The 26,022-nt window shown below is 72.3% G+C and carries 23 protein-coding genes; 10 read left to right on the top strand and 13 right to left on the bottom strand.

From position 1 onward, the window contains the following. The first annotated feature begins 38 nt into the window (after positions 1-38). Positions 39-1,976 carry a Stk1 family PASTA domain-containing Ser/Thr kinase gene (pknB, locus tag EJK16_RS06615; protein WP_240645818.1) on the top strand — a complete coding sequence of 646 codons (1,938 nt, stop codon included), beginning with the start codon at positions 39-41 and terminating at the stop codon, positions 1,974-1,976. 21 nt (positions 1,977-1,997) lie between these two features. Here pknB and EJK16_RS06610 read toward each other — a convergent pair whose 3' ends face one another. The 4 genes from EJK16_RS06610 to EJK16_RS06595 all read right to left on the bottom strand — a co-directional run bounded on the left by EJK16_RS06610 (position 1,998) and on the right by EJK16_RS06595 (position 6,479). Continuing rightward, positions 1,998-2,600 carry a molybdopterin-dependent oxidoreductase gene (locus EJK16_RS06610; protein ID WP_240645817.1) on the bottom strand — a complete coding sequence of 201 codons (603 nt, stop codon included), beginning with the start codon at positions 2,598-2,600 and terminating at the stop codon, positions 1,998-2,000. 27 nt (positions 2,601-2,627) lie between these two features. After that, on the bottom strand, positions 2,628-3,980 hold the full coding sequence (locus EJK16_RS06605; protein WP_127127531.1) for a class II 3-deoxy-7-phosphoheptulonate synthase: 1,353 nt from the start codon (positions 3,978-3,980) through the stop codon (positions 2,628-2,630). 128 nt (positions 3,981-4,108) lie between these two features. Then, a complete protein-coding gene (locus tag EJK16_RS06600; RefSeq protein WP_127127530.1) occupies positions 4,109-5,335 on the bottom strand; it encodes a pyrophosphate--fructose-6-phosphate 1-phosphotransferase in 1,227 nt (408 codons plus the stop codon). 232 nt (positions 5,336-5,567) lie between these two features. Next, on the bottom strand, positions 5,568-6,479 hold the full coding sequence (locus tag EJK16_RS06595; RefSeq protein ID WP_127127528.1) for a 1-acyl-sn-glycerol-3-phosphate acyltransferase: 912 nt from the start codon (positions 6,477-6,479) through the stop codon (positions 5,568-5,570). A gap of 78 nt (positions 6,480-6,557) precedes the next feature. Between EJK16_RS06595 and EJK16_RS06590 the strand changes: the two genes are divergently transcribed. Beyond that, positions 6,558-7,028 carry a hypothetical protein gene (locus EJK16_RS06590; RefSeq protein WP_127127526.1) on the top strand — a complete coding sequence of 157 codons (471 nt, stop codon included), beginning with the start codon at positions 6,558-6,560 and terminating at the stop codon, positions 7,026-7,028. A 62-nt stretch (positions 7,029-7,090) separates the two neighbouring features. Here EJK16_RS06590 and EJK16_RS06585 read toward each other — a convergent pair whose 3' ends face one another. Continuing rightward, entirely contained in the window at positions 7,091-8,029 is a 939-nt protein-coding gene (locus tag EJK16_RS06585; protein WP_127127524.1) for an ROK family glucokinase, read from the bottom strand. Positions 8,030-8,173: 144 nt separating this feature from the next. Between EJK16_RS06585 and EJK16_RS06580 the strand changes: the two genes are divergently transcribed. The 3 genes from EJK16_RS06580 (at position 8,174) to EJK16_RS06570 (ending at position 12,249) form a co-directional block, all read left to right on the top strand. After that, complete coding sequence (locus tag EJK16_RS06580) at positions 8,174-10,006, top strand: long-chain fatty acid--CoA ligase (protein WP_127127522.1); 1,833 nt, start codon at positions 8,174-8,176, stop codon at positions 10,004-10,006. Between the two features lie 109 nt (positions 10,007-10,115). Next, positions 10,116-11,894 carry a DEDD exonuclease domain-containing protein gene (locus tag EJK16_RS06575; protein ID WP_240645816.1) on the top strand — a complete coding sequence of 593 codons (1,779 nt, stop codon included), beginning with the start codon at positions 10,116-10,118 and terminating at the stop codon, positions 11,892-11,894. Positions 11,895-11,970: 76 nt separating this feature from the next. Further along, positions 11,971-12,249: an Lrp/AsnC family transcriptional regulator gene (locus EJK16_RS06570; RefSeq protein ID WP_127127519.1), complete on the top strand. Its 279-nt coding sequence runs from the start codon at positions 11,971-11,973 to the stop codon at positions 12,247-12,249. A gap of 202 nt (positions 12,250-12,451) precedes the next feature. On the opposite strand, the gene trpD is transcribed toward EJK16_RS06570, so the two are convergent. Continuing rightward, on the bottom strand, positions 12,452-13,528 hold the full coding sequence (gene trpD / locus EJK16_RS06565) for an anthranilate phosphoribosyltransferase (protein ID WP_127127517.1): 1,077 nt from the start codon (positions 13,526-13,528) through the stop codon (positions 12,452-12,454). After that, positions 13,525-13,959, bottom strand: coding sequence for a response regulator (locus EJK16_RS06560; protein ID WP_127127514.1), 435 nt, complete (start codon positions 13,957-13,959; stop codon positions 13,525-13,527). Before EJK16_RS06560 ends, trpD begins: the two co-directional genes overlap by 4 nt. A 310-nt stretch (positions 13,960-14,269) precedes the next feature. Here EJK16_RS06560 and EJK16_RS06555 point away from each other — a divergent pair, with 310 nt between their 5' ends. From EJK16_RS06555 to EJK16_RS06535, 5 genes are all read left to right on the top strand, one after another. Beyond that, on the top strand, positions 14,270-14,908 hold the full coding sequence (locus tag EJK16_RS06555; protein WP_240645815.1) for a heme-copper oxidase subunit III: 639 nt from the start codon (positions 14,270-14,272) through the stop codon (positions 14,906-14,908). A 58-nt stretch (positions 14,909-14,966) separates the two neighbouring features. Further along, on the top strand, positions 14,967-15,749 hold the full coding sequence (locus EJK16_RS06550) for a c-type cytochrome (protein ID WP_127127512.1): 783 nt from the start codon (positions 14,967-14,969) through the stop codon (positions 15,747-15,749). After that, a complete protein-coding gene (locus tag EJK16_RS06545) occupies positions 15,746-16,759 on the top strand; it encodes a ubiquinol-cytochrome c reductase iron-sulfur subunit (RefSeq protein WP_240645814.1) in 1,014 nt (337 codons plus the stop codon). The genes EJK16_RS06550 and EJK16_RS06545 overlap by 4 nt, the downstream gene beginning before the upstream one ends. Positions 16,760-16,806: 47 nt before the next feature. Then, positions 16,807-18,534 carry a ubiquinol-cytochrome c reductase cytochrome b subunit gene (locus EJK16_RS06540; RefSeq protein WP_127128005.1) on the top strand — a complete coding sequence of 576 codons (1,728 nt, stop codon included), beginning with the start codon at positions 16,807-16,809 and terminating at the stop codon, positions 18,532-18,534. A gap of 225 nt (positions 18,535-18,759) precedes the next feature. Continuing rightward, entirely contained in the window at positions 18,760-19,386 is a 627-nt protein-coding gene (locus tag EJK16_RS06535) for a superoxide dismutase (protein ID WP_127127508.1), read from the top strand. Between the two features lie 197 nt (positions 19,387-19,583). On the opposite strand, the gene EJK16_RS06530 is transcribed toward EJK16_RS06535, so the two are convergent. The 6 genes from EJK16_RS06530 to EJK16_RS06505 form a co-directional block, all read right to left on the bottom strand. After that, positions 19,584-19,982 carry a cytochrome c oxidase subunit 4 gene (locus EJK16_RS06530; RefSeq protein WP_127128003.1) on the bottom strand — a complete coding sequence of 133 codons (399 nt, stop codon included), beginning with the start codon at positions 19,980-19,982 and terminating at the stop codon, positions 19,584-19,586. A 35-nt stretch (positions 19,983-20,017) separates the two neighbouring features. Further along, positions 20,018-21,802, bottom strand: coding sequence for a cytochrome c oxidase subunit I (gene ctaD, locus EJK16_RS06525; RefSeq protein WP_127127506.1), 1,785 nt, complete (start codon positions 21,800-21,802; stop codon positions 20,018-20,020). Further along, positions 21,802-22,668, bottom strand: coding sequence for a cytochrome c oxidase subunit II (gene coxB, locus EJK16_RS06520; RefSeq protein ID WP_240645813.1), 867 nt, complete (start codon positions 22,666-22,668; stop codon positions 21,802-21,804). The genes ctaD and coxB overlap by 1 nt, the downstream gene beginning before the upstream one ends. 430 nt (positions 22,669-23,098) lie before the next feature. Next, on the bottom strand, positions 23,099-24,049 hold the full coding sequence (locus EJK16_RS20575; protein ID WP_127127502.1) for an FKBP-type peptidyl-prolyl cis-trans isomerase: 951 nt from the start codon (positions 24,047-24,049) through the stop codon (positions 23,099-23,101). Positions 24,050-24,172: 123 nt separating this feature from the next. Continuing rightward, a complete protein-coding gene (locus tag EJK16_RS06510; RefSeq protein WP_127127500.1) occupies positions 24,173-24,523 on the bottom strand; it encodes an iron-sulfur cluster assembly accessory protein in 351 nt (116 codons plus the stop codon). Positions 24,524-24,690: 167 nt separating this feature from the next. After that, on the bottom strand, positions 24,691-26,016 hold the full coding sequence (locus tag EJK16_RS06505) for a glycerate kinase (protein WP_164737213.1): 1,326 nt from the start codon (positions 26,014-26,016) through the stop codon (positions 24,691-24,693). Positions 26,017-26,022 lie beyond the last annotated feature (6 nt).

Here is a 26,022-nt window from a genome sequence, read left to right as displayed (position 1 = left end):
CCCGGGCCGACGCCCGCCCGGCGGATAGGCTCGCGCACGTGGAGACCACTGCCCTCGACCCGATGATCGGCCGCATGGTCGACGACCGGTACGAGGTGACCGCGCGGATCGCGCGGGGCGGGATGGCCACCGTCTACCGCGCCGTCGACCGCCGGCTCGAGCGCACCGTGGCCGTCAAGGTCATGCACCCCCACCTGGCCGAGAGCGCCGACTTCGTCGCCCGCTTCCGCCGGGAGGCGCGCGCGGCCGCCCGGCTGAGCCACCCCGGCATCGTCGCGGTGCACGACCAGGGCATCGCCGGCGAGGCGAGCTACCTGACCATGGAGCTCGTCGACGGGCCGAACCTGCGCACGCTCCTGCGCGAGCGCGGCTCGCTGCCGCTGGGCGAGGCGCTCGACATCGTCGACCGCGTCCTCGATGCCCTGGCGTCGGCGCACCGCGCCGGCGTCGTCCACCGCGACATCAAGCCCGAGAACGTCCTCATCGCGCCAGGCGGGCGGCCCAAGCTCGCCGACTTCGGCCTCGCCCGCGCCGTCTCCGAGACGACCGCCGCGACCACCGGCACCGTGCTCGGCACCGTCGCCTACCTCGCCCCGGAGATCGTCACCGACGGCCGGGCCGACCCCCGCTCGGACGTGTACGCGGTCGGGGTGCTCCTCTACGAGCTCATCACCGGCTCCCAGCCCTTCGTCGGCGAGGCCCCGATCCAGGTCGCCTTCCTGCACGTGAACTCCTCCGTGCCGGCGCCGTCGGTGCGTGTCCCCTGGCTCCCCGTGGAGGTCGACGAGCTCGTGGCCGCGCTCGCCGCGCGCGACCCCGATGAGCGGCCCTGGGACGCCGGCGCGGCGCGCGCCCTCCTGCGTCGCACCGTCGCCGCCCTGGACGCCGCCACGCTGGCGCGCCGGGCCGACGTCGCCCCGCCCGTCGCCGAGTCCGGCACCGAGCAGGGGGCCGGGCCGGGCGCCGCCTCGCCGGCGGACGCGGACGCCACCCGGGCCACCGAGGTGCGCCACGGCACCGTCGCGCTGCCGATCGGCGCGATCCAGCGCGACCTGACCGCGGCCGCCCCGGCGGCGCCCGGGCGGCGGTGGTGGCCGCGTGCGCTGGTCGCCCTGCTCGTCCTCGCCGTCGTCGCCGGCGCGGGGACGCTCTGGTGGTTCCAGGTCGGCCCGGGCGGCGCCGTGGCGGTGCCGGCCCTCGTCGGCCGGAGCGAGGACGACGCCGTGGCGGCGCTGCGCGAGGCCGAGCTCGTCCCCCAGGTCTCGCGCACCAACGACGACACGGTCCCCGAGGGCGCCGTCATCGCCGTCGACCCCGCGGCGGGGACCCAGGTGCGCAAGGGCGACGAGGTGGCGGTCTCCGTGTCGCTGGGCATCCTCATGCTCGACGTCCCGGACGTCGCCGGCGCCGGCCTGGACGCGGCCAAGGCGGCCCTGACCGGCCACGGCCTGCCCCTGGGCGACGTCAAGGAGGAGTTCCACGATACCGTCCCCGCCGGCACCGTCCTGGCGACCGCGCCGGCCGCCGGTGAGGTCGTGCCGCATACCACCCCTGTCGCGCTGGTCGTCTCGGCGGGCCGTCAGCCCGTCGACCTGCCGGACGTGGTGGGCCGCAGCCGGGAGGACGCCGTCGCCGCCCTGAGCGCCGCGGGCCTTGGCACCGGCGCGGTCACCGAGGAGTTTTCCGACACCGTCGCCAAGGGCACTGTCATCGCCCAGGCACCGGCCGTCGGCTCCGCCCAGGTATTCAAGGGTGACGCCGTCGCGCTGGTGGTCTCGCGGGGCCCGGACCTCGTCGCGGTGCCGGACGTCGTCGGCTCACAGGTGGCGCCGGCGCGCCAGGCGCTCGAGGCGGCAGGCTTCCGGGTGGAGGTCGACGAGGTCCTCGGCGGGTTCTTCGGCACCGTGCGGGCGCAGGACCAGGCGGCCGGCGCGATGCTGCCCCGGGGCACCGTCGTGACCCTGACCGTGGTGTGACCGAGTCCTGCGTGGCGTGACCTACTCCTGGTAGGAGTAGCGCTCCTCGCGCCAGGCGTCGCCGCGCAGGTGGTAGCCGCGGTCCTCCCAGAAGCCGCGCTCGACGCCCGTCAGGTAGTTCCACCCCCGCACCCACTTGGGGCCCTTCCAGGAGTACAGGTGCGGCACGATCAGGCGCATGGGGCCGCCGCGCTCGTCGCTCAGCGGCGCGCCGTCGTGGTGGGTGGCCAGCACCGAGCGCGGAGAGGCCAGGTCCTCCAGCCGGAGGGTGGCGCTGTAGCCGTACTCGGCGAAGACCAGGACGAGCTCGATGTCCGCGCGCGGGGGCGCCAGCTCGACGACCTCGCGCGCGGACACCCCGGACCAGTGCTCGTCCACGGAGGACCACCCCGTGGCGCAGTGCAGGTCCGCGACCACCGTCACGGGCGGGAGGCCGAGGAGCTGCTCGAGATTGAAGTCGTGCTCGGCCCCGTCCTCCGTCGCGCCGCCCACGGTGAACCGCCACCGCTCCGGCCGGCGCCTGGGCACGGGCCCGTAGTGCATGACCGGGGCCTGGCCGACGAGGTGCTGCCCCGGCGGCAGGTGACGGTCCGCCGGCAGCCGCTCCGACACGTCCTCGATCACGCCTGCTCCCCCCGGCCCCGGCGGCGCCTAGTGCCCCCGCAGCATCTCGGCGACGTCGAAGGCCATCTCCAGGGACTGCTGGTGGTTCAGCCGCGGGTCGACCAGGGTCTCATACCGCTGCGCGAGCGCCGCGTCGTCGACCTCCTCGCTGCCGCCGAGCACCTCGGTGACGTCGTCGCCGGTCAGCTCGACGTGCAGGCCGCCGGGGACGGTGCCGAGCGCCTTGTGCACCTCGAAGAAGCCGTGCACCTCGTCGAGGATGGTGGCGAGCTCGCGCGTCTTGTACCCGGACGCGGACGTGATCGTGTTGCCGTGCATCGGGTCGCACACCCACGTGACCGGTCGCCCGTCCGCGGTGACCTGCTCGACGAGGGACGGCAGATTGTCGCGGATCCTGCCCGCACCCATGCGCGTGACGAAGGTGAGCCGGCCGGGCTCGCCGTCCGGGTTGAGCTTGTCCATGAGCGCGATCGCGTCGGCGCCGGTCGAGGTCGGGCCGAGCTTGACGCCGATCGGGTTGCGCACGCGCGCGAGCATCTCCACGTGCGCCCCGTCGACCTGGCGGGTGCGCTCACCGATCCACAGGAAGTGCGCGGAGGTGTTGTACGGGTTCCCGGTGCGCGAGTCGATGCGGGTCATCGCGGACTCGTACTCCAGCAGCAGGGCCTCGTGGGAGGAGTAGAAGTCGACGGTCTTCAGCGCGTCGAAGTCCACACCAGCGGCGTCCATGAACCGCATCGCGCGGTCGATCTCACCCGCGAGGACCTCGTAACGGGCGTACGCGGGGTTGGACATGAACCCGCGGTTCCAGTCGTGGACCAGCCGCAGGTCCGCGTACCCGCCCTGGGTGAAGGCCCGGATGAGGTTGATGGTGGTCGCCGAGTGGTGGTAGGCCGTCAGGAGGCGCCGCGGGTCGGGCCGGCGTGCCGCCTCGGTGAACGCGTGGCCGTTCACGGCGTCGCCCAGGTAGGCGGGGAGCGTGACGCCGTCACGGGTCTCGACGGTGCTGCTGCGCGGCTTGGCGTACTGCCCGGCCATCCGGCCCATCTTGACGATGGGCACGCTCGCGCCGTAGGTCAGGACGGCGGCCATCTGGAGGATGGTGCGGATCTTGTTCCGGATGTGGTCGGCCGTGGACTCGGCGAACGTCTCGGCGCAGTCGCCGCCCTGCAGCAGGAACGCCTCCCCGCGCCCGGCGGCGGCGAGCTTCTCCTTGAGGCTGTCCGCCTCGCCGGCGAAGACCAGGGGCGGCCACTCCCGCAGCTCCGCGGTGACCGCGTCGACGGCGTCGCCGTCCGGCCACTCCGGCTGGTGCTTGGCCGGCAGCCCGCGCCAGTTGTCCAGACCCGCCAGGACCTCTTCAGATGCCTTGATGCTCACGCCGCAAGAATAGGTGCCGCCGCCGACCGGGACGGACACCGTCCATCTCACGGATGGCGCGGGCGGTCCGCGGACGCCCCGGGCGGCAGGGGCGTGGCGCCCCCCGCCGCCCGGCGGCGCCTGCGCGGTCAGTGCGCGGCGGCCTGCGCGGCGCGCACCGGCTGACCGATGCCCGCCATGAGCTCGCCGAACCAGTCCTGGCCGATGTCGAAGGCCTTGCCGCCCGCGATGCGCGGGAAGGCGATCGCCTTGAGCCGGTCGCCGTCCTCCTCGTCGTGCCCGATGACGCCGGACTCGCCACGGAGGGCACTCTCGACGGCGAGGTCCGTCATGGACTGGATCAGGCGCAGGTCCTCGGCGTTCGCGCGCGACGACCGCGAGAAGTACCCGCTCTTCTGCACCATGACCTTCTCGGCGCCGATGCGCTCGGCGAACTGCTTGGCGAACCAGGCGCCGGGGTTGATGGTGTCGAGCCGGACGTGCCCGAACGGGTCGCGCTGAACCTCCTCGCCGCCGGCCTCGAGCTCGGCGACGATCTCCGGGACGCCCGCGCCCTCGGACAGGAAGATGTTGACGTTGCCCACGGAGTCCATGACGCCGCGCAGGCGCTCGGCCTCGCCGGCGATGTCGATCTGCATCTCGGGCAGGAACACGGCGTGGATGTCCCAGCGTTCGCGGCTCAGCCCGATGCTGGGGACCCACTCCTGCGTGTCGAGCCAGGACCGGTAGGACTTCGCGGCGGCCGCCGTGAGCCAGCCGCAGTGCCGGCCCATGACCTCGTGGACGATGAGCATCCGCGGGCTGACGCCGTGCTCGCCGATGATGTTCTGGGCGAACTCGCTGGCCTCCTCCGCCGCGGTCCAGGCACCCAGGGACTGGCGGATCGGCACGATGTCGTTGTCGATCGTCTTGGGCAGGCCGACCACCGTCAGGTGGTAGCCGTTCTCCTCGAGGTAGGCCGCGAGGTCGGCGGCCGTCGTGTTCGTGTCGTCGCCGCCGATGGTGTGCAGCACGTCGACGCCGTCGGCGCGCAGCTGCTCGGCCGCCACCTGAAGGGGGTTCTCCCCCTCCTTGACCAGGCCGCGGGCGACGAGGTCCTTGGCGTTGGTGAGCTTGACGCGGGAGTTGCCGATCGGGCTGCCGCCGAAGCGGTGCAGGATCCCGGCGCGGCGCCGGGCCTCATCGTCGACGACGACCTTGGTGCCCGTGAGCAGGCCGTGGTAGCCGTGCTGGTAGGCGACGATCTCCACCTCCGGCGAGATCTCGGTGTAGCGCTCGATCAGGCCGCCGACGGCGGAGGACAGGCACGGGGCGAAGCCACCGGCGGTGAGCAGGGCGACACGGCGGACCGACATCAAGAACCTTCCGTTGTTCCACTCGGGCGGGCCGGCGGCGCGCGCCGCCGGACCGGGCCGGTCAGCCCATGTCCCAGGAGGCCGGCCCGTCCCCATCCTACGGGCGGGGGCCGCCGGCGCGGCCCGGCCTCGGCGGGCGGGTGTCCCGTCCCTCGCGGGCGCGCGGCCCGTCCTTCTGGTGCGTGCCCGTCTCGCGGGGCGCGTCTCCCGCCCGCCGGCGGGGGTGGGGGTCCTAGCGCGGGGCGGCGCTCGTCGCGCCGTCACCGGCCGCGGCGCCCTCGGGCGGGAGGCCGGCGCCGCCGTCACGGGTGCCCTCCGGCGGGACGCCGGTGGTGCCGGCGGCACTGGTGGTGTCGGCGTCCTCGGGCGCGGGCACCGCCACGGCGGGGACCGGGCGCCCGCCCGGGGCACCGACGGGAGCCTGCGCGGCAACGGCGTCGGCGTCCTTCTTCCCGGCCTCCTTCTTGGCGGCGGCGAGGCGGGTCTTCATCGTGGCGGCGTACATGTCCACGTACTCCTGCCCCGACAGTCGCATGAGCTCGTACATGATCTCGTCGGTGATGGAACGCAGCACGAACCGGTCGTTCTCCAGCCCGCGGTAGCGGCTGAAGTCGAGCGGCTCCCCCACGACGACGCCGATGCGGCGCAGCTTGGGGATGCGCTTGCCGATGGGCTGGGCGATGTTCGTCCCGATCATGGCCACGGGGATCACGGGCGCCCCGGACTCCAGGGCGAGCCGCGCCACGCCCGTCTTCCCGCGGTAGAGCCGCCCGTCGGGGCTCCGGGTGCCCTCGGGGTAGATCCCGAAGAGCCCGCCCTCGCGCAGGCGCCGCAGCCCGGTCTGCAGGGCGGCCTCGGAGGCCTTGCCACCGGTGCGGTCCACGGGGATCGTGCCGACGCCCCGCATGAAGGCCGCCACGAACCGGCCCTTGAGGCCGGTGCCTGTGAAGTAGTCCTGCTTGCCGAGGAACACGACCTCGCGGCTGATCATCAGCGGGAGGAAGAACGAGTCGATGACCGCGAGGTGGTTGGAGGCCAGGATCGCCGCGCCGGAGGAGGGGATGTGCTCGGCGCCGCGGATCCACGGTTGGTAGAAGACGCGCATGAGCGTGCCGAGCGTCGCCTTCATCAACCTGTAGAACACGCTGTCATCCTCCGCCGTCGCCGCGAGCCGCCGCTCCCGCGAGCACTGCGGCGTTCGGATCACTCTAGAGTGCATGGCATGGCTGGACCTACCGGAGACGGCGAGCACAACCCGGGCGAGTCGCTGGACGACGACGCCGTCGCCGCCCGCTGGGCCGAGCTGACCTCCTCGCTCGGTGAGCTGCGCATGCCCGCCAGCGACGACGCGGCGGGCGTGCCGCAGGCCGCGGCGGCTCCCACGCCGCCGCCCGGTCCGCGGGACTACTCCTCCGAGCCCCTCGACGAGGACGACGACGATCCCGGCGCGGGGATCGACGGGTTCGTCCCGCCGGAGCCCGAGCCGCTCACGCACGCCGACCCGGCGCTGACGCTCGGCTGGGTGGCGACGGTGGGCTCCGTGCTCGTGGGCATCGTGCTGGCCGTGGTGTGGCACCCGCTGCCGTCCGGGGTGCTCGGCGGGCTGGGGCTCATCCTGCTCGCCGGCGTGGCGCTGCTGCTCTGGCGCATGCCCGACCACCGTGACGACCACTCCGACGGCGCCGTCGTCTGACGTCGCAGCCGGCCGACGCCGTCGTCCGGCGGAGCCGTCTCCACAGGGCTCAGGGCCTCCGGTCAGTGGCGGGCGAGGTCCGCGGCGCCGACGATCCCGGCCTCGTTGCCGAACTCCGCCAGCTCGATGGTCAGCTCGCCGCGGTAGCCGCGCGCCGACAGGTGCTCGCGGAAGGACTCCCGCGCCGGCTCGAGGAGCAGGTCGCCGGCCTGGGCGACGCCGCCGCCGATCACCGCGATCTCCGGGTCGACGATCGCCGCCAGGTCCGAGATGCCCGCCCCCAGCCAGTACCCCAGATCCGCGAACAGCTCGATCGCGAGCGGGTCGCCCGCCTGCGCCGCCTGGGTCACCTGCGGGCCCTTGATCTTCTCCCCCGATCCCCCGGCCAGCTCGATGAGCGCCGCCGCCCGTTCGGGGTACGCGACCGCCGCCGCCCGGGCGGCCCGCGTCAGCGCCCGCCCGGACCCGTACATCTCCCAGCACCCCTCGTGCCCGCACCCGCAGTAGTGCCCGTTCGGGACCATCTGCATGTGCCCGATCTCCCCGGCCGCGCCGAAGGCCCCGCGCAGGAGGCGCCCGTCCACGATGATCGCCCCGCCCAGGCCGGTGCCGACCGTCGCCATGATCATGTGCTCGACGTCGCGGCCGCGGCCGAACCGGAACTCCGCCCAACCGGCGGCGTTCGCGTCGTTCTCGACGACAATCGGCAGCGAGATGCCGCGCGAGAGCCGGTCGCGCAGCGGGTAGTCACGCCAGGCGATGTTGGGTGCGAAGAGCACGCCGTCGCGGCGCGGGCTGACGAAGCCCGCCGCCGCCACACCGACCGCGCTGACCTCGTGCGCCTTCCGCAGCTCCGCGACCGCGGAGATGACCGCGCGCTCGATGGCGCCGGGGTCCGTCGGGTCGGTGTCGTACCGGGTCTGGGCAAGAACGTGGCCGGCCTCGTCCACGACGCCCGCGCCGATCTTCGTCCCGCCGATGTCCACGCCGATGGTGTTCATACGCCTTACCTTGGCACCTCCGCGTCCATCCGCGCCGCTCGCGGCGGCGCGCGCGCCGCGACGGAAGGCGCACTGCAGGAGGAAGGCCCCGATAGTGTGGGGCAACGGACCCGCACGGGGACCCCTACTGCCGATGGAGACAGCATGGACGAGTTCCACGTCCCGCGCCGGGTCGAGGTCGACCCCGCACGAAGCATCACCGACTACCTCGTCGACCACGCCCGCCTGCGCCCCACCCAGGTGCTCTTCGAGGAGAAGGTCGACGGCGCATGGGTCGGCCGCGACGCCACGTGGTCACTGGCACGGGTCGAGGAGATCGCCAAGGGGCTCATCGCCGCCGGCGTCGGTCCGGGCGAGAGCGTCGCCATCATGTCGCGCACCCGGCTGGAGTGGACGCTCGTCGACCTCGCGGCGTGGCACGCGGGCGCCGTCCCCGTCCCGATCTACGAGTCGAGCTCACCGGACCAGGCACAGTGGATCCTCGCGGACTCCGCCGCGGTCGCGGTGATCGTGGAGAACGCAGACAACGCCGCGACGGTCGCCCTCGCCCGCGGCGAGGACGGCGGGCTGCCGGCGCTGCGCCACGTGTGGCAGATCGACGACGGCGCGCTGGCCACCCTCACGGAGCTGGGCAAGGACGTACCCGACGCCGACCTCGAGGCGCGGCGGGCCGCCGTCGGGCTCAGGGACCTCGCCACCATCATCTACACCTCGGGCACGACCGGCCGTCCCAAGGGGGTCGAGCTCACCCACGGCAACTTCGTCGAGCTGTCCCTCGAGGCCATCTCGGAGCTGAACATCGTGTTCGACCCGCCGGGCGCCCGGTCGCTCCTGTTCCTGCCGCTCGCGCACGTCTTCGCACGGTTCGTCGAGGTCCTGCTCCTCCTGTCCGGCCGGCCGCTGGGCCACACCCCCGACACCAAGCAGGCCGTCGCCGACTTCGCCACGTTCCGGCCGACCTTCATCCTCTCCGTGCCGCGGGTGTGGGAGAAGGTCTACAACGGCGCAGAGCAGCGCACCGGCGGCGGTCTCAAGACGAAGATCTTCCGCTGGGCCGCGAAGGTGGCCATCGTCTACTCCCGCTCGCTCGACGCCGGCGGGCCGTCGCCGGCCCTGCGGGTCCAGCACCGCGTGGCCGACAAGCTCGTGCTCTCGAAGCTGCGTGCCGCCCTCGGCGGGCAGGCGCAGTACGCCGTCTCCGGCGGCGCGCCGCTGGGCGAGCGCCTGGGCCACTTCTACCGCGGTGTCGGCCTGACGGTCCTCGAGGGCTACGGCCTCACCGAGACCACCGCCCCGACGAACGTCGGCCGGCCGGGGCACGTCAAGATCGGCACCGTCGGGCCGCCGCTGCCGGGCACCGGGGTGCGGGTCGCGGCCGACGGCGAGATCCTCGTCACCGGCATCCCGGTGTTCCGGGGGTACCACAACGACGCCGAGGCCACCGCAGCCGCGTTCACCGACGGGTGGTTCCACACCGGGGACCTCGGCTCGATGGACGACGAGGGCTACCTGCGGATCACCGGGCGCAAGAAGGAGATCATCGTCACAGCCGGTGGAAAGAACGTCGCGCCCGCGGCCCTCGAGGACCCGGTGCGCGCCCACCCGCTGGTCTCCCAGTGCGTCGTCGTCGGCGACCAGCGGCCCTTCATCGGCGCGCTGATCACCCTGGACGCCGAGATGCTGCCCGCGTGGCTGGCGAACCACGGCAAGGCCGCCATGCCGCTGGAGGAGGCGGCGCGCGACCCTCTCGTGCGCGAGCACCTGCAGATGGCGGTGGACCGGGCCAACGCGCGGGTCTCCCAGGCCGAGTCGATCCGCGCGTTCCACGTGCTCAGTGACGACTTCACCGTGGAGAACGGTTATCTGACCCCGTCGCTCAAGGTCAAGCGCAACCTCGTGCTCGCGGACTTCGCCGACACCATCGAGGAGTTCTACGAGGGCGCCGCCGCCCGGCGCTCCGCGGCACCGACGAGCTGATGCGCGCCGTGCCGGGCCCCGTGGCCCGGCACGGCGACCTCCTCCCCGGCACCTCGCCCGGGGACGTCGGTGGACGGCGATGTCGGTGGCCGGACATACCGTGGCGCACATGGCCCGATCGCTCCTCGACACCGCCCCCGGCGGCCGCCTCGCCCTCGATGACGCCACGCGGGCGGCCAGCGGCACCGGGACGCCGGTGCAGCTGGGCCTCGACGAGCTCAGCACGGCGCTGCACGAGGTGACGTTCGTCGTCGTGGACCTCGAGACCACGGGCGGGTCCCCGGCAGGCTCGGAGATCACCGAGATCGGTGCCGTGAAGGTCCGCGGCGGTGAGGTGCTGGGCGAGTTCCAGACCCTTGTCAACCCGGGCCTGCCGATCCCACCGATGATCACGGTCCTGACCGGGATCACCAACGCGATGGTCATCGAGGCCCCGCCCATCTCGGAGGTCCTGCCCGCCTTCCTCGAGTTCGCCGGCCTGGGTCGCGGCAGCGTCCTCGTCGCCCACAACGCCCGCTTCGACGTCGGCTTCCTGCGCCACGCCACCGAGCGGATGGACTTGTCCTGGCCCCGGCCGCCGATCGTGGACACGGTCGCCCTGGCCCGCCGCGTCATCACGAAGGACGAGGCCCCGAACCACAAGCTCGGCACGCTCGCGGCGCTGTTCTCCACCGCCGTCACCCCCGACCACCGCGCGCTGCACGACGCGCGCGCCACCGTCGACGTCCTGCACGCGCTGCTCGGCCGGCTCGCGCCCCTGGGCGTGACCCACCTGGAGGATCTGCGCACCGCCACCGACCCGGTGCCTCACAAGCGCCGGCGCAAGGCCACCATGGCGGACGGGCTGCCCGACGCGCCGGGCGTCTACCAGTTCCTGGGGCCGGCGCAGGAGGTCCTCTACGTCGGCACCGCGGTGAACCTGCGCCGGCGGGTGCGTCAGTACTTCACCGCCGCGGAGAAGCGGGCGCGGATCGGCGAGATGCTCGACCTCGCCACGGGCGTGCGCACCGTCGCGTGCGCCACCGCGCTCGAGGCGCAGGTGCGCGAGCTGCGGATGATCGCCGAGCTCGACCCGCCGTACAACCGGCGATCACGGCGGCCGGAGAAGCGCCCGTGGCTGCGCCTGACGGACGAGCCCTTCCCCCGGCTCAGCGTCGTGCGGCACCTGCCCGCCGGGCTCATGGGCAGCGCCCTCGGGCCGTTCACCTCCCGCGTCACCGCGGCCCTGGCCATGGAAGCCCTTCAGGAGGCCATCGCCGTGCGCCGGTGCACGCCGAGGCTCCCGCTCGTGCCGCGCCCCGGGGCGAGCGCCTGCGTGCTGGCGGAGATCGGGCGGTGCGGCGCGCCGTGCGTGGGCGGGCAGGACGCGCACGCCTACGGCGTCGTCGTGGCCGAGGCCCAGGCGGCGCTGAGCACGGACGTCGACCGCGTCGTCGAGGTGATGCGCGCGAGGATCCGCACCCTCTCGGACCAGCTGCGGTACGAGGAGGCGGCGACGTACCGGGACCGGCTGCGGGCGCTCCTCGGCGGCGCGCGCCGCACGGAGCGGCTGCTCCCGCTCGTGAGCACGCCCGAGATCGTCGCCGCGCGCCGCCGTGAGGCCGGGGGCTGGGAGGTCGTGCTCGTGCGCCACGGCCGCCTGGCGGGCACCGCGGTGAGCGCGCCGGGCGAGGACCCGATGCCGGTGATCGACTCGCTGCACGCCTTCGCGGAGGCCGTTCCGGCCCCGGTGGACGCGTGCGGCGCCGCCCCGGTGGAGGAGAGCGAGCTCGTCGCGACCTGGCTGGAGCAGCCCGGTGTGCGCCTGGTCAGCGTGCAGGACGGGGACGTGCCCCTGGCCTGCCCGGTGCGCGGGGCGGGGCGACACGCCGTTCCGGGCAGAGGATGATGGGACGGTCCCCGTCCGCGTGACGGCCTCGCCCGCGCGGCGCGGCCGCCCGGGTCCGCTACCAGGAGGAACGAACATGCTCACTGCCATCGTGCTCATCGACGCCGACGTCGCGCGGATCCCCGAGGTCGCCCAGGAGGTGGCCGATCTCGAGGGCATCAGCGAGGTCTACTCGGTCACCGGCGACGTCGACCTGATCGCCATCGCCCGGGTGCGTGAGCACGAGGATCTCGCCAAGGTCGTCGCGGACCAGGTCGGCAAGGTCCAGGGCGTGCACGGCATGAAGACGTACATCGCGTTCCAGGCCTACTCCCAGCACGATCTCGAGCAGGCGTTCCACATCGGGCTCGACTGAAGCACCAGCCCTTCGGTGCGCCGCCGGCCGGCACCGACGACGGCGCCCCGCCGCCCGGCGAACCGGGTGACGGGGCGCAGTCTGTCCGCGCAGCAGGCCGCGGGGCCGGCGAACCACCACACACATCGTCACTGTCAGTACTTGACTCGTCACTGTCAGTACTTGACCGCTCGCGCATGAGGGAGCGCATGAAGGGGGCGGCTCAGCGGGTGAGGGCCACCCAGCGGTCGAGGAGGCCGGCCGCGGCCCCGGAGTCCACCGACCGTGCCGCGTGCTCGAGGCCCGCCCGCAGACGCTCGACGAGCGTGCCGGTCCCGGACGTGCCCGGGAGGGAGCCCTCCGCCACGAGGGCGGCGGCGGCGTTGAGGAGCACCGCCTCCCGCACGGGGCCGGGCTCGCCGGCGAGCACCGCGCGGGCGACGCCGGCGTTGTAGGTCGCGTCCCGCCCGCGCAGGTCCGCCACGGTCGCCGGCGCCAGGCCGAGCTCGGCGACGGCGTCGAGCGTGGACGCGGTCACCGATCCGTCCCGGACCTCCCAGATCTCGTTCAGGGCCGTGGTGCTCAGCTCGTCGAGCCCGTTCTGCCCCCGGAACACCAAGGCCCGGGTGCCCCGGCCCGCGAGGACGCCCGCGACCAGCGGGGCGGTCCGCGCGTCGGACACCCCAATCGCCCCGGCCCGCGGCCGCGCCGGGTTGGTCAGCGGGCCGAGCACGTTGAAGGCCGTCCCGATCGCCAGCTCCTTGCGGGTCACCGCGGCGTGACGCATGGACGGGTGGAAGAGGTTCGCGAAGCAGAACGTGATGCCCAGCTCGGCGAAGACCTGCTCGACGCGGGGGACCTCCAGGTTGAGGTCCACGCCGAGGGCCTCGAGCACGTCGGCCGAGCCCGAGGACGAGCTCGAGGCGCGGTTGCCGTGCTTGACCACCCCGACGCCGGTCGCGGCGATGACGAGCGAGGCCATGGTGGAGATGTTGACCGTGTGCAGGCGGTCGCCCCCGGTGCCGACGATGTCGACGACGTCCGAGGGGACGTCGATGGCGACGGCGTGGTCGAGCATCGCGTCCGCCAGCCCGCGCAGCTCCTCGACCGTCTCGCCCTTCGTGGCCAGGGCCGTGAGGAACCCGGCGAGGACCGTCGGGGAGGTCAGGCCCTGCATCACCTGGTCCATCGCCCACGCGGTCTCCGCGGCGGTGAGATCGTTCCGGGCGACGACCCGGGCGATCAGGCCCGGCCAGGTGGGCTTCTCGGTGGTCCGCTGGGTGCTGGGTGCCTCGGTCATGCGGCGCCCTGCCCGCGCAAGAGCGTGGCCACGGCCTCCTGCAGCTCCACGGGGTCGAGCGGCGCGGCGACGACGGCGTCCGCGTCCGCCCAGGCGGCCAGCCATCGGTCCTGCGGGCGCGCGGTGAGGATCAGGACCGGCGGGCAGTTGAAGATCTCGTTCTTCAGCTGCTTGCTCACGGCCATGCCGCCGACCTTGGCGGCCTCGCCGTCGAGCACGAGGACGGCGAAGTTCCCGGCCTCGACCTTCTGGACCACTCCGGCGTGCGTCGCCGCCTCGGTCCAGCGGATGAGGGGAAGCCCCTTGGCCGCGCGCCTGCCGACCGCCTCCATGACGGACCTGCGGGTGTCGACGTCGTCGCTGTAGATCAGCAGGTCGACCGTGTCCGTGCCGCCCGCCGCGGTGGGAGCTGCGATCTCGGTGCTGGTCATGGTGGTCCTCCTGGCTGCGCGCATGGGCGGGGCCGGGCGGGCCGGCGCTGTGATCCGCGGGCGGCGCTCCGTGCGTCGCCACCCTTGCGCCATCGTAGTGCTCACCGTCACTCTCCGTTTCGGTGCCCGCGCACGGCCGGACGATGCCGGACATCTCGCCCACACGGGGACATCGGCGCAGGTGGGCGGCCCGGGACGAACGTCACGGAAGCGCCCGTGAGCCCCGCAACTACGCTGGAACGACGCGCCGCGCGACTCGCGGGGGACCCTAACTGGCGAAGCAGCGGCAGACCTGCGCCATAATGACAGCGTGTCGTCAACCACTGCTGCCCCGAGCACCACCTTCGTGCAGGTGACCAGGCCGAACACGCTGTCGATCGGCGTCATCGTCTGGCTCTCCAGCGAGCTGATGTTCTTCGCCGGGCTCTTCGCCATGTACTTCACCCACCGAGCCGTCGCCGGGCCGGAGGCGTGGGCAGACTCGGCCAGCGTCCTCAACCTGCCGTTCTCCGCCGCCAACACCACGGTCCTCGTGCTGAGCTCCGTCGCCTGCCAGATGGGCGTCTTCGCGGCCGAGCGGTTCCAGCCGTCGCGCACCGGATCCCTGTTCAACGTCGCGCGCTGGGGCATGCAGGAGTGGTACACCCTGACCTTCCTCATGGGCGCCGTCTTCGTGTCCGGGCAGGTCACGGAGTACGCCGAGCTCGTCGAGCACGGCATGACGATCTCCTCGGGCTCCTACGGCTCGGTCTTCTACATCACCACCGGGTTCCACGCCCTTCACGTCATCGGTGGGCTCATCGCCTTCCTGTTCGTCCTCGGACGCTCCTTCACCGCCAAGCGGTTCGGGCACCTCGAGGCCGGCAGCGCCGTCGTCACCTCGTACTACTGGCACTTCGTCGACGTGGTCTGGATCGCCCTCTTCTTCATCATCTACATCCTGCGGTAGCAGGGGTCCTTACGCCCCGCCCCCGCCCGAACCCCGACCCGAACGAGGACCACTGAACGTGAAGGCACTCGCCGCCAGCAGAAGGCACCGGAATGCGCCGGTCATCCTTCTCCTGCTCGCCCTGATCCTGACCGGCGCGCTCTACGCCGTGCTCGCACCCAAGCCCGCCGAGGCCGCCGCGACCGGCACCGCGCAGGACATCCAGCAGGGGCAAGCCCTCTTCCAGGCCAACTGCTCCACCTGCCACGGGCTCGACGCCGAGGGCACCGACCTGGGGCCGTCGCTCGTCGGCGTCGGGGCCGCGTCCGTCGACTTCCAGGTCTCCACCGGCCGCATGCCGATGGCCAACAACTCGCCGCAGGCCGAGAAGAAGCCCGCCCAGTTCACCGCCGAGCAGACCAGCCAGCTCGCCGCGTACGTGGCCTCCCTCGCCCCCGGGCCCGCCGTCCCGACGGCGGAGCAGGTCGACCCGGCCGGCGGCAACGCGGCCAACGGCATGGCCCTGTTCCGCACCAACTGCGCGATGTGCCACAACGCCGTCGGCGCCGGTGGCGCGCTGAGCGAGGGCAAGTACGCGCCCTCGCTGAACGAGTCCACGCCGACCGAGATTTACGAGGCCATGCTCACCGGCCCGCAGTCGATGCCCGTCTTCAACGAGGCGAACATCTCCCCCGAGGGCAAGCAGGACATCATCGCGTTCCTCGAGGAGCAGCGCGGTACCTCCGTGGGCGGCGCCAAGCTCGGGGCCCTCGGGCCCGTCGCCGAGTTCGTATGGGCGTTCGTCATCGGTATCGGCGCGCTCATCGGCGCGGCCGTGTGGATCGGAGCAAAGTCGTCGTGAGCGTCAACCAGTACAACACCACCAGCACGACGGAGGTTCCGGAGCGGTTCGAGAACCCCGGCCTGGAGGAGCACCGCCCGCGGCTCGCCGACCGCGATCCCCGGGCCGCCAAGCGTGCCGAGCGCCAGATCGTCCTGATCTTCACCTTCTCGATCCTGGCCTCGCTTGTCGCCATCGTGGCGTACTTCGCGATCCCGCTCGACGGCTCGCCGAGCAGCGTCCGCATGTCCACCCTGCTCCTTGGTCTCGGCATCGGCATCGGCATGCTGGGCATCGGCATCGCCGCGATCTACTGGACCAAGACGCTGATGAACAACATCGAGCGCGTCGAGGAACGCCACCCCCAGCGCTCCCCCCAGGAGACCCGCGAGGTCGCGGCCCAGATGATGGTCGACGGCGTCAACGACTCCGGCATCGCCCGCCGGCCCCTGCTCAAGGGCGCCCTCGCGGGCGCCGTGGCCCTCGCGCCGCTGCCCATCCTCGTGCCGCTCGTGGGCAACCTCGGCGGCGACTGGGATGTCTCGAAGTTCAAGCACACCATGTGGGCGCCGGGCATGCGCCTCGCCCGGGACCCCTCCGGCGAGCCCATCAAGGCCTCCGACGTCACGATCGGCTCCGTGTTCCACGTGATCCCGGAGCCCCTCAAGGACGAGGAGGAGTTCTACGAGGAGAAGGCCAAGGCCATCGTCCTGCTGGTGCGCCTCGACCCCCGCGAGCTGAAGGAGCCGGCGGAGAAGGCGGACTGGTCCTACGACGGCATCGTCGCCTACTCCAAGATCTGCACCCACGTCGGGTGCCCCGTGGCGCTGTACGAGCAGCAGACCCACCACCTGCTGTGCCCGTGCCACCAGTCCACGTTCGACATCAGTGACCAGGCCAAGGTCGTCTTTGGCCCGGCCAAGCGTCCGCTGCCGCAGCTACCCATCACCGTCGACGACGAGGGCTATCTCGTGGCACGCAGTGACTTCACCGAGCCGGTCGGCCCGAGCTTCTGGGAGCGTCTGAAGTGAGTACCTCAACCACGAAGTCCGGCGGCGGGTACACGCCGTCCTCGACCATGGCGACCACCGCCGACTACCTCGACAACCGGGTCGGCGTCGCCAAGGCCGTCAAGTTCATCTCGCGCAAGATCTTCCCGGACCACTGGTCCTTCATGCTCGGTGAGATCGCGCTGTGGAGCTTCGTCGTCATCCTCATCAGCGGCGTCTTCATGACGATGTTCTTCGACCCCTCCATGGGGCACACGACCTACCCCGAGGACGCGCTGCCGGTCTCGATGCAGGGCGTGCCCATGTCCCACGCCTTCGCCTCGACGCTGCACATGTCGTTCGAGGTCAAGGGCGGCCTGCTGATGCGGCAGATCCACCACTGGGGCGCACTGATCTTCATCGGCGCAGCCGTGGTGCACATGTTCCGCGTCTTCTTCACCGGTGCCTTCCGCAAGCCCCGTGAGCTCAACTGGCTCGTGGGCTTCTCGCTGCTGGTGCTCGCCCTGCTCGCCGGGTTCTCCGGGTACTCCCTCCCCGACGACGTCCTCTCGGGCAACGGCCTGCGCATCGCCGACGGTGTCGCCCGGTCCATCCCGATCATCGGCTCCTACGCCAGCTTCGGGCTCTTCGGCGGCGAGTTCCCCGGCACGCAGATCATCCCGCGCCTGTTCACCGTGCACATCCTGCTGATCCCCGCCCTGATCATCGGGCTCGTGACCGTGCACCTCATGCTCATGGTCGTGCACAAGCACACGCAGTACCCGGGCGTCGGGCGCACGGACAAGAACGTCGTCGGCTACCCTGCATTCCCGGTCTACGCCGCGAAGATGGGCGGCTACTTCGCCATGACGTTCGGCGTCCTGGCCCTCATGGGCGCCACGATGTCCATCAACGCGGTGTGGAACTACGGCCCGTACGACCCCTCCCCCGTCTCGGCCGGCGCCCAGCCCGACTGGTACATGCTGTTCATGGAGGGCGCGCTGCGCCTCATGCCCGGCTGGGAGGTCGTCATCGGCGGGTACACCCTGTCGCTGAACGTCCTCATCCCCGCGCTCGTCATCCCGGGCATCCTGTTCGGCCTGCTGGCGGTGTACCCGTTCATCGAGGCCGCAGCCACCAAGGACACCCGCGAGCACCACGTGCTCGACCGTCCGCGCAACGTCCCGACCCGCACCGCCATCGGCGTCGCGATCCTGGGTGAGTTCCTGCTGCTGGTGGCGGCCGGGTCCAACGACCTCCTGGCCACCCACTTCCACCTCTCCATCAACGACATCACCTGGACGCTGCGCATCGGCTTCTTCGTCCTGCCCGTCGTGCTCTTCATGGTCACCAAGCGCATCTGCCTGGGCCTGCAGCGCCGCGACCGGGAGCTCGCCCTGCACGGCCACGAGACCGGCCGCGTGGTCCAGCTCGACAACGGCGCCTTCATGGAGGTCCACAAGCCCCTCTCGGACCACGAGCGGTGGCTGCTCGTGGCGCACGAGCCGAACCGTGTGCTCGAGATCGAGGGCGCGACCGACGGGAACGGCGTCGACCGCCCCGGCTACCGCAAGGACGCCGTCCGGCAGAAGCTCTCCCGCTTCTTCTACGAGGACCGGGTCGAGCCCGTCACGCCGGCGGAGCTCGTGGCCGCGCACGCGCACACCCACGGCGAAGTCGAGGGCGACGACGGACCGGTCAAGCCCGTCCGCGGCGGCGGGATCGGCGTCGAGCTCGAGGCACCCCACGAGCACCAGCACGAGGACGGCGACGGCCTGGCCAGCAGGTCCGTGGCGACGCTCGCGCGCAAGGAGTAGCCCCCGGGCCACGCTCCCCCCGGCGGCGGCCGGTTCCCTTCGGGGAGCCGGCCGCCGCCGTTTTCGCAGGTGAGAGCCTTGCCGCGCCAGCCGCCGTCGTCTCAGGACGTGGACGAGCGGGAACACTTCCGCACGCAATAGGTTGTCCCTTGTGACCGGGTCGTCTCCCGGGACGAACGCACTACGTGGCGCCTCGGCGCCGCCTGACAAGCCAGGAGGACATTCATGGCCGTGTACACGCTCCCCGAACTCCCGTACGACTACAGCGCCCTCGAGCCGCACATCAGCGGCAAGATCATGGAGCTGCACCACGACAAGCACCACGCCACCTACGTCGACGGCGCCAACACCGCGCTCGAGAAGCTGGCGGCCGCGCGCGAGAGCGGCGACCTGGCGGCCGTGAACCTGTACGAGAAGAACCTCTCGTTCAACCTCGGTGGCCACATCAACCACACGATCTTCTGGAACAACCTCTCCCCCGAGGGCGGCGGCGAGCCGGAGGGCGAGGTCTCCGAGGCCATCAAGGACTCCTTCGGGTCGTTCGAGGGCTTCAAGAACCACTTCACCGCGAACGCCACGTCGATCCAGGGCTCGGGCTGGTCCGTGCTCGCCTACGACTCGCTCTCCCGCAAGCTCGTGATCTTCCAGATGTTCGACCAGCAGAACAACGTGCCCGTCGGCACCCTCCCCCTGCTCCAGCTCGACATGTGGGAGCACGCCTTCTACCTCGACTACCTCAACGTCAAGGCCGACTACGTCAAGGCGTTCTGGAACATCGTCAACTGGCAGGACGTGGCCGCCCGGCTCGCGAAGGCGACGACCCAGGCCTCCGGCCTCATCGTCCCGGCCTGACGACCAACGACCGGCGCGGCGGCGCCGCAAAGGCCCCCAGGAGCGTTCCTGGGGGCCTTTCTCGTGCCGTGGCGCCCGGAGGGGCGGCCGCGCGCACACCCTGGGGCGGCGAGGGCGCCCGCCGGGCACCCGCCCGCGGGTACGGGAAGGCCCCGGGCACGTGCGTGCCCGGGGCCGTCGCGGTCAGGTGCGCTAGCTCAGTGCGCGTGCTGCCCGCGGGAGAACTCGAAGAGCTGCCCGACGAGCCCGATCACCGCGACGAGGACGCCGAGGCCGGTGACCCAGTAGCCGAGCGCAAGACCGGCGAACGCCAGCGCCGCGCCGAGCCCGAGGACGAGCGGCCACCAGCTGTGCGGGGAGAACACGCCGACCTCGCCGGCCCGGTCCTCGATGTTTGCCGTGGGGTTGTCCTCCGGGCGCGGGTCCACGCGCCGACCCAGGAGCCACAGGTATCCCCCGGAGAGGCCGAACATGCCGCACAGGAGGAGCAGGCTGACCGTGCCGACGGGCTCCCAGTCGGCGACATAGCCGTAGATGAGGCCGACGGGCAGGAAGAAGATGACCGAGGCGCCGAAGAGGATGGTCTCGACGTGCAGCGGCTTCTTCTCCCGCATCGGCTCGTTGTCGTGGCTCATCGCCGCGTCCCTTCGTCGTCGGTGCGCTGCGCCCGTGCCACGCGCTGCTCGATCACCTGGGTCCGGCCCGTCGTCTCGGGGCTGGCGTAGATCGAGTCGAGCACGTCGCGGTTGGGCTCGGCGTGGTCCATGGCCGCCACCTCGGGGTGGTGCAGGTCGAACGCGGGACGCTCCGAGCGGATCCGGGGCAGCGAGGTGAAGTTGTGGCGCGGGACGGGCGAGGCGGTGGCCCACTCGAGGGAGTTGCCGAAGCCCCACGGGTCGTCCACGAACACCGTCCGCGGGCCGCGCTGGGTCTTGTAGACGTTGTAGATGAACGGCAGCGTGGAGACCGCCAGGACGATCGAGCCCACCGTCGAGAACTGGTGGTAGAGCTGGAAGCCGTCCTCGGGCAGGTAGTCGGGGTACCGGCGGGGAGCCCCCTGGACACCGAGCCAGTGCTGCACGAGGAACGTGGCGTGGAAGCCGATGAACAGCAGCCAGAACTGGACCTTCCCGAGCTTCTCGTCGAGCATCCGCCCGGTCCACTTGGGCCACCAGAAGAAGAAGCCCGCGTACATCGCGAAGACGACGGTGCCGAAGACGACGTAGTGGAAGTGCGCGACGACGAAGTAGCTGTCGTGGACCTGGAAGTCCATCGCGGGGCTGGACAGGATCACGCCCGTCAGGCCGCCGAAGAGGAATGTGACGAGGAAGCCCAGGGAGTAGAGCATCGGGGTCTCGAAGGTGAGCTTGCCCCGCCAGAGCGTGCCGACCCAGTTGAAGAACTTCACGCCGGTGGGCACCGCGATGAGCATGGTCATCAGCGAGAAGAAGTTCAGCATGACGCCGCCGGTCGTGAACATGTGGTGCGCCCACACGGTCACGGACAGCGCGGCGATCGCGACGGTCGCCAGGACGAGGCCCTTGTAGCCGAAGATCGGCTTGCGGGAGAAGACCGGCAGGATCTCGGAGATGATGCCGAAGAAGGGCAGCGCGATGATGTAGACCTCGGGGTGCCCGAAGAACCAGAACAGGTGCTGCCACAGCATCGCGCCGCCGGCGTCCGGGTTGAAGATCTGCCCGCCGAACAGCCGGTCGAAGGCCAGCCCGAACAGGGCGGCGGCCAGCACCGGGAACGCCATGAGCGCCAGGATGGACGTGATCAGGATGTTCCAGGTGAAGATCGGCATCCGGAACATCGTCATGCCGGGGGCGCGCATGGTCAGGATCGACGCGATGAAGTTCACCGACCCGAAGATCGTGCCGAAGCCGGTCATCGCCAGGCCGAGGACCCACAGGTCACCGCCCAGCCCCGGGGAGAACGTGGCGTTGGACAGCGGCGTGTACGCCGTCCAGCCGAAGCTCGCCGCACCCTTCGGCGTGAGGAACCCCGCCACGGTGATCAGGCCGCCGAACAGGAAGAGCCAGAAGGCGAACATGTTCAGCCGCGGGAACGCCACGTCCGGCGCGCCGATCTGCAGCGGCACCAGGATGTTGCCGAACGCCGTGAACAGCGGCGTCGCGAACAGGAACATCATGATCGTGCCGTGCATCGTGAACAGCTGGTTGTACTGCTCCTTGGACTGCAGGAGCATGCCGGGCTCCCACAGCTCGGCCCGCATCAGCAGGGCGAGGACGCCACCGATGCAGAAGAAGATGAACGCGACGATCAGATACATGTACCCGATGGTCTTGTGGTCGGTGGACGTGATCCACGAGACGACCGTCTTGCCCAGGCTCTGGCGCTGGGGCCGCAGCCCCGGCACGACCTCGGGGAGCGTTTCGATGGTGGTAGCCATCAGTTCTGGCTCCCTTCGCCGTTGTTCCCGCCAGCGACGTTGTACTGGCGGTTGAGCTCGTCACCCAGGCGGCCGGTCTGGCCGGCGTCGCGCAGGGTGGTCATCTCGGCGTCGAAGGTCGCGCGGTCGACGACCTTGACGTTGAAGAGCATCTCGGAGTGGAACTCCCCGCAGAGCTCGGCGCACTTGCCCGAGAAGGTGCCCTCCCTCTGGGGGGTGACCTGGTAGTGGTTCACCCGGCCGGGGAGGAGGTCGATCTTGTACAGGAACGCGGGGATCCAGAAGGCGTGCGCGACGTCGCGCGACTTCAGCGTGAACTCCACCGTCTCGTTGACCGGGAGGTACAGGGTCGGGAGCGTCTCCTCGACACCGGGCTCCCCCGTCAGCGCCACGCGGTCACCCGAGTAGTACACGTCCTCGGTGAGGTAGTTGAAGTCCCAGCTCCACTGCTTGCCGTAGACCTCGACCTGGAGGTCGGGCTTGGCGCTGGTGTCCTGGATCTCGCCCTGGACGCGGCTGGAGAAGAAGAACAGCACGCCGACCATGAGGATCGGGATGACGGTGTACATGAGCTCCAGCGGCACGTGGTAGCGCAGCTGGACCGGCAGGCGGTCGTCGTTCTTGCGCTTGCGGTACGCGACGATGCACCAGATCGTCAGGCCCCAGACCACGACGCCGACGGCGAGGGCGGCGATCCAGGAACCGTTCCACAGGTCGATGATCCCGCCGGTGTGGTCGGTCAGGCTCCGATCGCTGGGAAGGAACCCGACATCGATGCCCTTGCCCGGCTCGCTGGGGAACTGGTCCGCCGGGGCGCACGCCGCAAGGGCGAGCGCCACGCCGGCGGCTAGGGCGAGGCTGCGCACGACAGGGCGCCTGCCCTGGTGCTTTGACGGTGATCGCACGGGATCTGACCTTCCGACGCGGTGCTGAGCTGGGGTTGACCTCGAAGGACAGATCATTCCCGCCCGGCCCGCGCCTATGGCGCGCGGGCGCACGGAGACCAGGACGAACGTCCTTCTCCGTCACCTTACCGGTGATCGGCGCGGGATCGCGCCCGCCACGGCGGGCGTGGCCGGCGTTTCTTGACGCCGTGTCAGATCCCATGGGGGAAACTCGTCCGAATTGTCCCGAGGGGGCCGACGCGAGGAACGTACGGCTGGGGCGCGCCGGCACGGACGGCACCCCCGCGGCCCGGGGACGGCGCGAACGCCGCGGCCCGGCCGGGCTCCCGGTGCGGGGGTGCCCGACCGGGCCGCGGTCGTGAGTGGCCGGCCGGCGGGCCGGGCCACTCGTTCAGCCGCCGCTGACCACGTCGATGATGTCGATGACCCACGCCTGGGCCGGCGAGGGGCTCGCCGACTCCACGGCCGGGATCTGGAGCACGACGCGGGAGCCCACCGGTGTGCCGGCAAGCTTGTCCAGGACGCCGCCCTGGCCGAGCGACACGCCCTGGACGCCGGACGTCTCCCAGCTGGACACGGACTGGCTGTTGTCCCAGAGGGTCTGGGCGACCTGGAGGATGACGGTGGACCCGGCGCTGCCGGGGACGGCCTCGCCGGTGCCCGTGGCGACCACCGTGGCGGTCGGTTCCGTGGGCTCCGGCGCCCCGTCCTTCACGGCGATCTTGGCCGGCGCGCCGAGGTCGCCGGTGATCGTCACCGGGAGCTCGGGCGCCGGCTCGACGGGCGCCGCGTCGGCCTGGCCGGTGACGCCCGGGGCGTAGGTGCCGACCACGTCGACGACGAAGACGAGGTGGTCGCCCGGCTTGATGACGCCGCCCTGCGGGTTGTCGCCGTACCCGAGCTCCGGGGGGATGGACAGCAGCACGCGGTCGCCCACGTGCGTGCCGGTCAGCCCCTGCTTCCAGCCCTTGATGACGCCGTTGAGGCTGAACCCGGAGGGCGCACCGCGGTCGAAGGAGCTGTCGAACTTCTCCCCGTCCCAGACCTGGCCCAGGTAGTTGGCGACTACGAAGTCGTCGGCCCCGACCTCGGGCCCGTCGCCGGCCTGGAGGACCTCGGTCTTCAGCTCGGCGGGCGCTCCCGTCCCCGGGAAGGTCAGGGCCGGTGCCTCACCGAAGGCGCCCGCGACCGTCGGCATCTCCGTGCCGGCCGGGGTGGCCTCGGCCGAGGGGCTGGCGTCTGTGGAGGCGCTGGCGTCGGGCTCGCCGTCGCCGGAGCAGCCGGCGAGGGTGAGCGCCGCGGCGACGGCGAGGGAGGTCAGGACGGTGGGACGACGGTGCACAGGTTCTCCTGGTCGGTGCTCGGGTTCAGCGGGCCGGGACGGCCCCAGGCAGCGCAACGGCCCCGACCGGAACGTCCGGCGGGGCCGTCGGCGCTGTCGGCGCTGTCGGCTCGGAGGAGCCGATCAGTGGAAGGAGTCGCCGCAGGCGCAGGACCCGCCGGCGTTCGGGTTGTCGATCGTGAAGCCCTGCTTCTCGATCGTGTCGGCGAAGTCGATCGTCGCGCCCTCGAGGTAGGGCACGCTCATGCGGTCAACCACGACCTCCACCCCGCCGAAGTCGCGCACCGCGTCCCCGTCGAGCATGCGCTCGTCGAAGTACAGCTGGTAGATCAGGCCGGAGCATCCGCCGGGCTGCACGGCCACGCGCAGACGCAGGTCGTCGCGGCCCTCCTGCTCGAGCAGGGCCCGAACCTTGTTCGCTGCGACATCGGTCAGCTCCACGGCGTGCGTGGTGACCTCGGTGGTGTCACTCATTCGTCTCTCCACTTCGTCGATGGACGTGCTCAGTGGTGAACCGTCCTGATCGCGGCGTTGTTCCCCGCTAGCCTACGTCGTCCTCCCCCGGCCGGGCTCCCGATGCCGTGGTGCCGCCGGTTCGGGCGCGCAGCGGCGCGGGGAGGCGGGCGGCGGCGTGCGGGACGTCACGCGGACCAGGTGCGGGCGACGCGGGCCCCTCGCACGGTGAGCCGGTCCCGCGCGTGGGCCGCGCCGTGGAGCTTCCCGGACGAGCCGTCACGACGGCGGTCCAGCACCTCGTACGTGGCGCTGATACCGGCCTGGGCCGCCTCCCGCCGGCTCGCCCGGACCTCCTCGGCCACCACCACCACCGGAAGCCCGCGTTCCATGGCCAGGCGCGCGACGGTCGCCGTCACCGAGCCGGTGAGGCTCGGGGCGTCCAGCAGCTGCCCGCCCGTGACCACCAGGTCCGCCTTCGCGACGTGTGCGCGCAGCCCGACGGCGTCGGCGACGACGTCCGCCCCCGGCAGCACACGGCCGCCCAGGAGCTGGAGGAGGAAGGCCGTCCCTCCCCCCGCGCCGGTGCCGCCGCGGCGGGCGAGCCGGGTCGCGGGGGCGCGCCCCGGTGCGTCCGCGAGGGCGAGCGGCGCGGGGGTGCGCGGGGCGTGCTCGTGGCCGGGGGCCGCCGCCCGGAGCGCCCACCCGCGGCGGGGGTCTCCCAGGGTGGCGGCCCGGCGCTCGAGCAGGTCCGTCGCGTGGCCCAGGGCGCGCTCGAGGTCCTGGGCCGCGGCGGGACCGACCGCGGGGTCCTGGCCGAGGACAGCGCCGGCCCCGTGCAGGCCGAGGAGGGGCGCGTCGTCCGCGACGGCAAGGAGGAGGTCCACCTGGACGAGCCGGTCCCGGACCGCGGCGAGGGCCTCGGTGTCCGCCGGGGTCAGCCCGGCGAGCGCCAGCCCCCCGGCGCCGAGAGTGCCGGCGGGACCGGGGCCGGCGGAGGGGAACGCGTCGGCGCCGGCGTCCGACGGCATGCCGGCAGTACCGGCGCCCCCGGCGAGCACGGACAGCAGGCCGGCGCCGGCGTCGTGCACCGCGGCGGCGCCCAGCCCGACGACCACCCTGCTCGCGCCGGTGCGCACGGCCGCCGCCAGGAGGTGGCCCACCCCGGCGCTGGTCCCCCGCTCCGCGGCCCGGCGCCGGTCCGCCTCGGGGACGAGGTGCGGCCCGATCGCCTGGTCGGCCTCGACGTAAGCGGTCCCGCCGCCGCCACCGGGGACGTGCAGGACGGCGGCGGGCACCGGCGCCCCGAGCGGTCCGGGCACGGTCATGGGCACCAGCCGGCCGCCGCGCGCGGCGGCGACGACGTCCAGCAGCCCCGCGGAGCCGTCGGACATCGCCACCGCGGTGACGGCGTCGTCCGGGGCGGCCTGGGCCCACCCCGCGCCGAGGGCCGCGGCGGCCTCGACCGCCGTGAGGGTGCCGGAGAAGCGGTCGGGGGCCAGGAGGATGCGCACGCGGCC

Source organism: Georgenia sp. SYP-B2076 (assembly GCF_003991205.1).
Classification (GTDB): domain Bacteria; phylum Actinomycetota; class Actinomycetes; order Actinomycetales; family Actinomycetaceae; genus Georgenia.
Note: the sequence above shows the minus strand (reverse complement) of the source record. Positions and strands in the feature narration are given on the sequence as shown.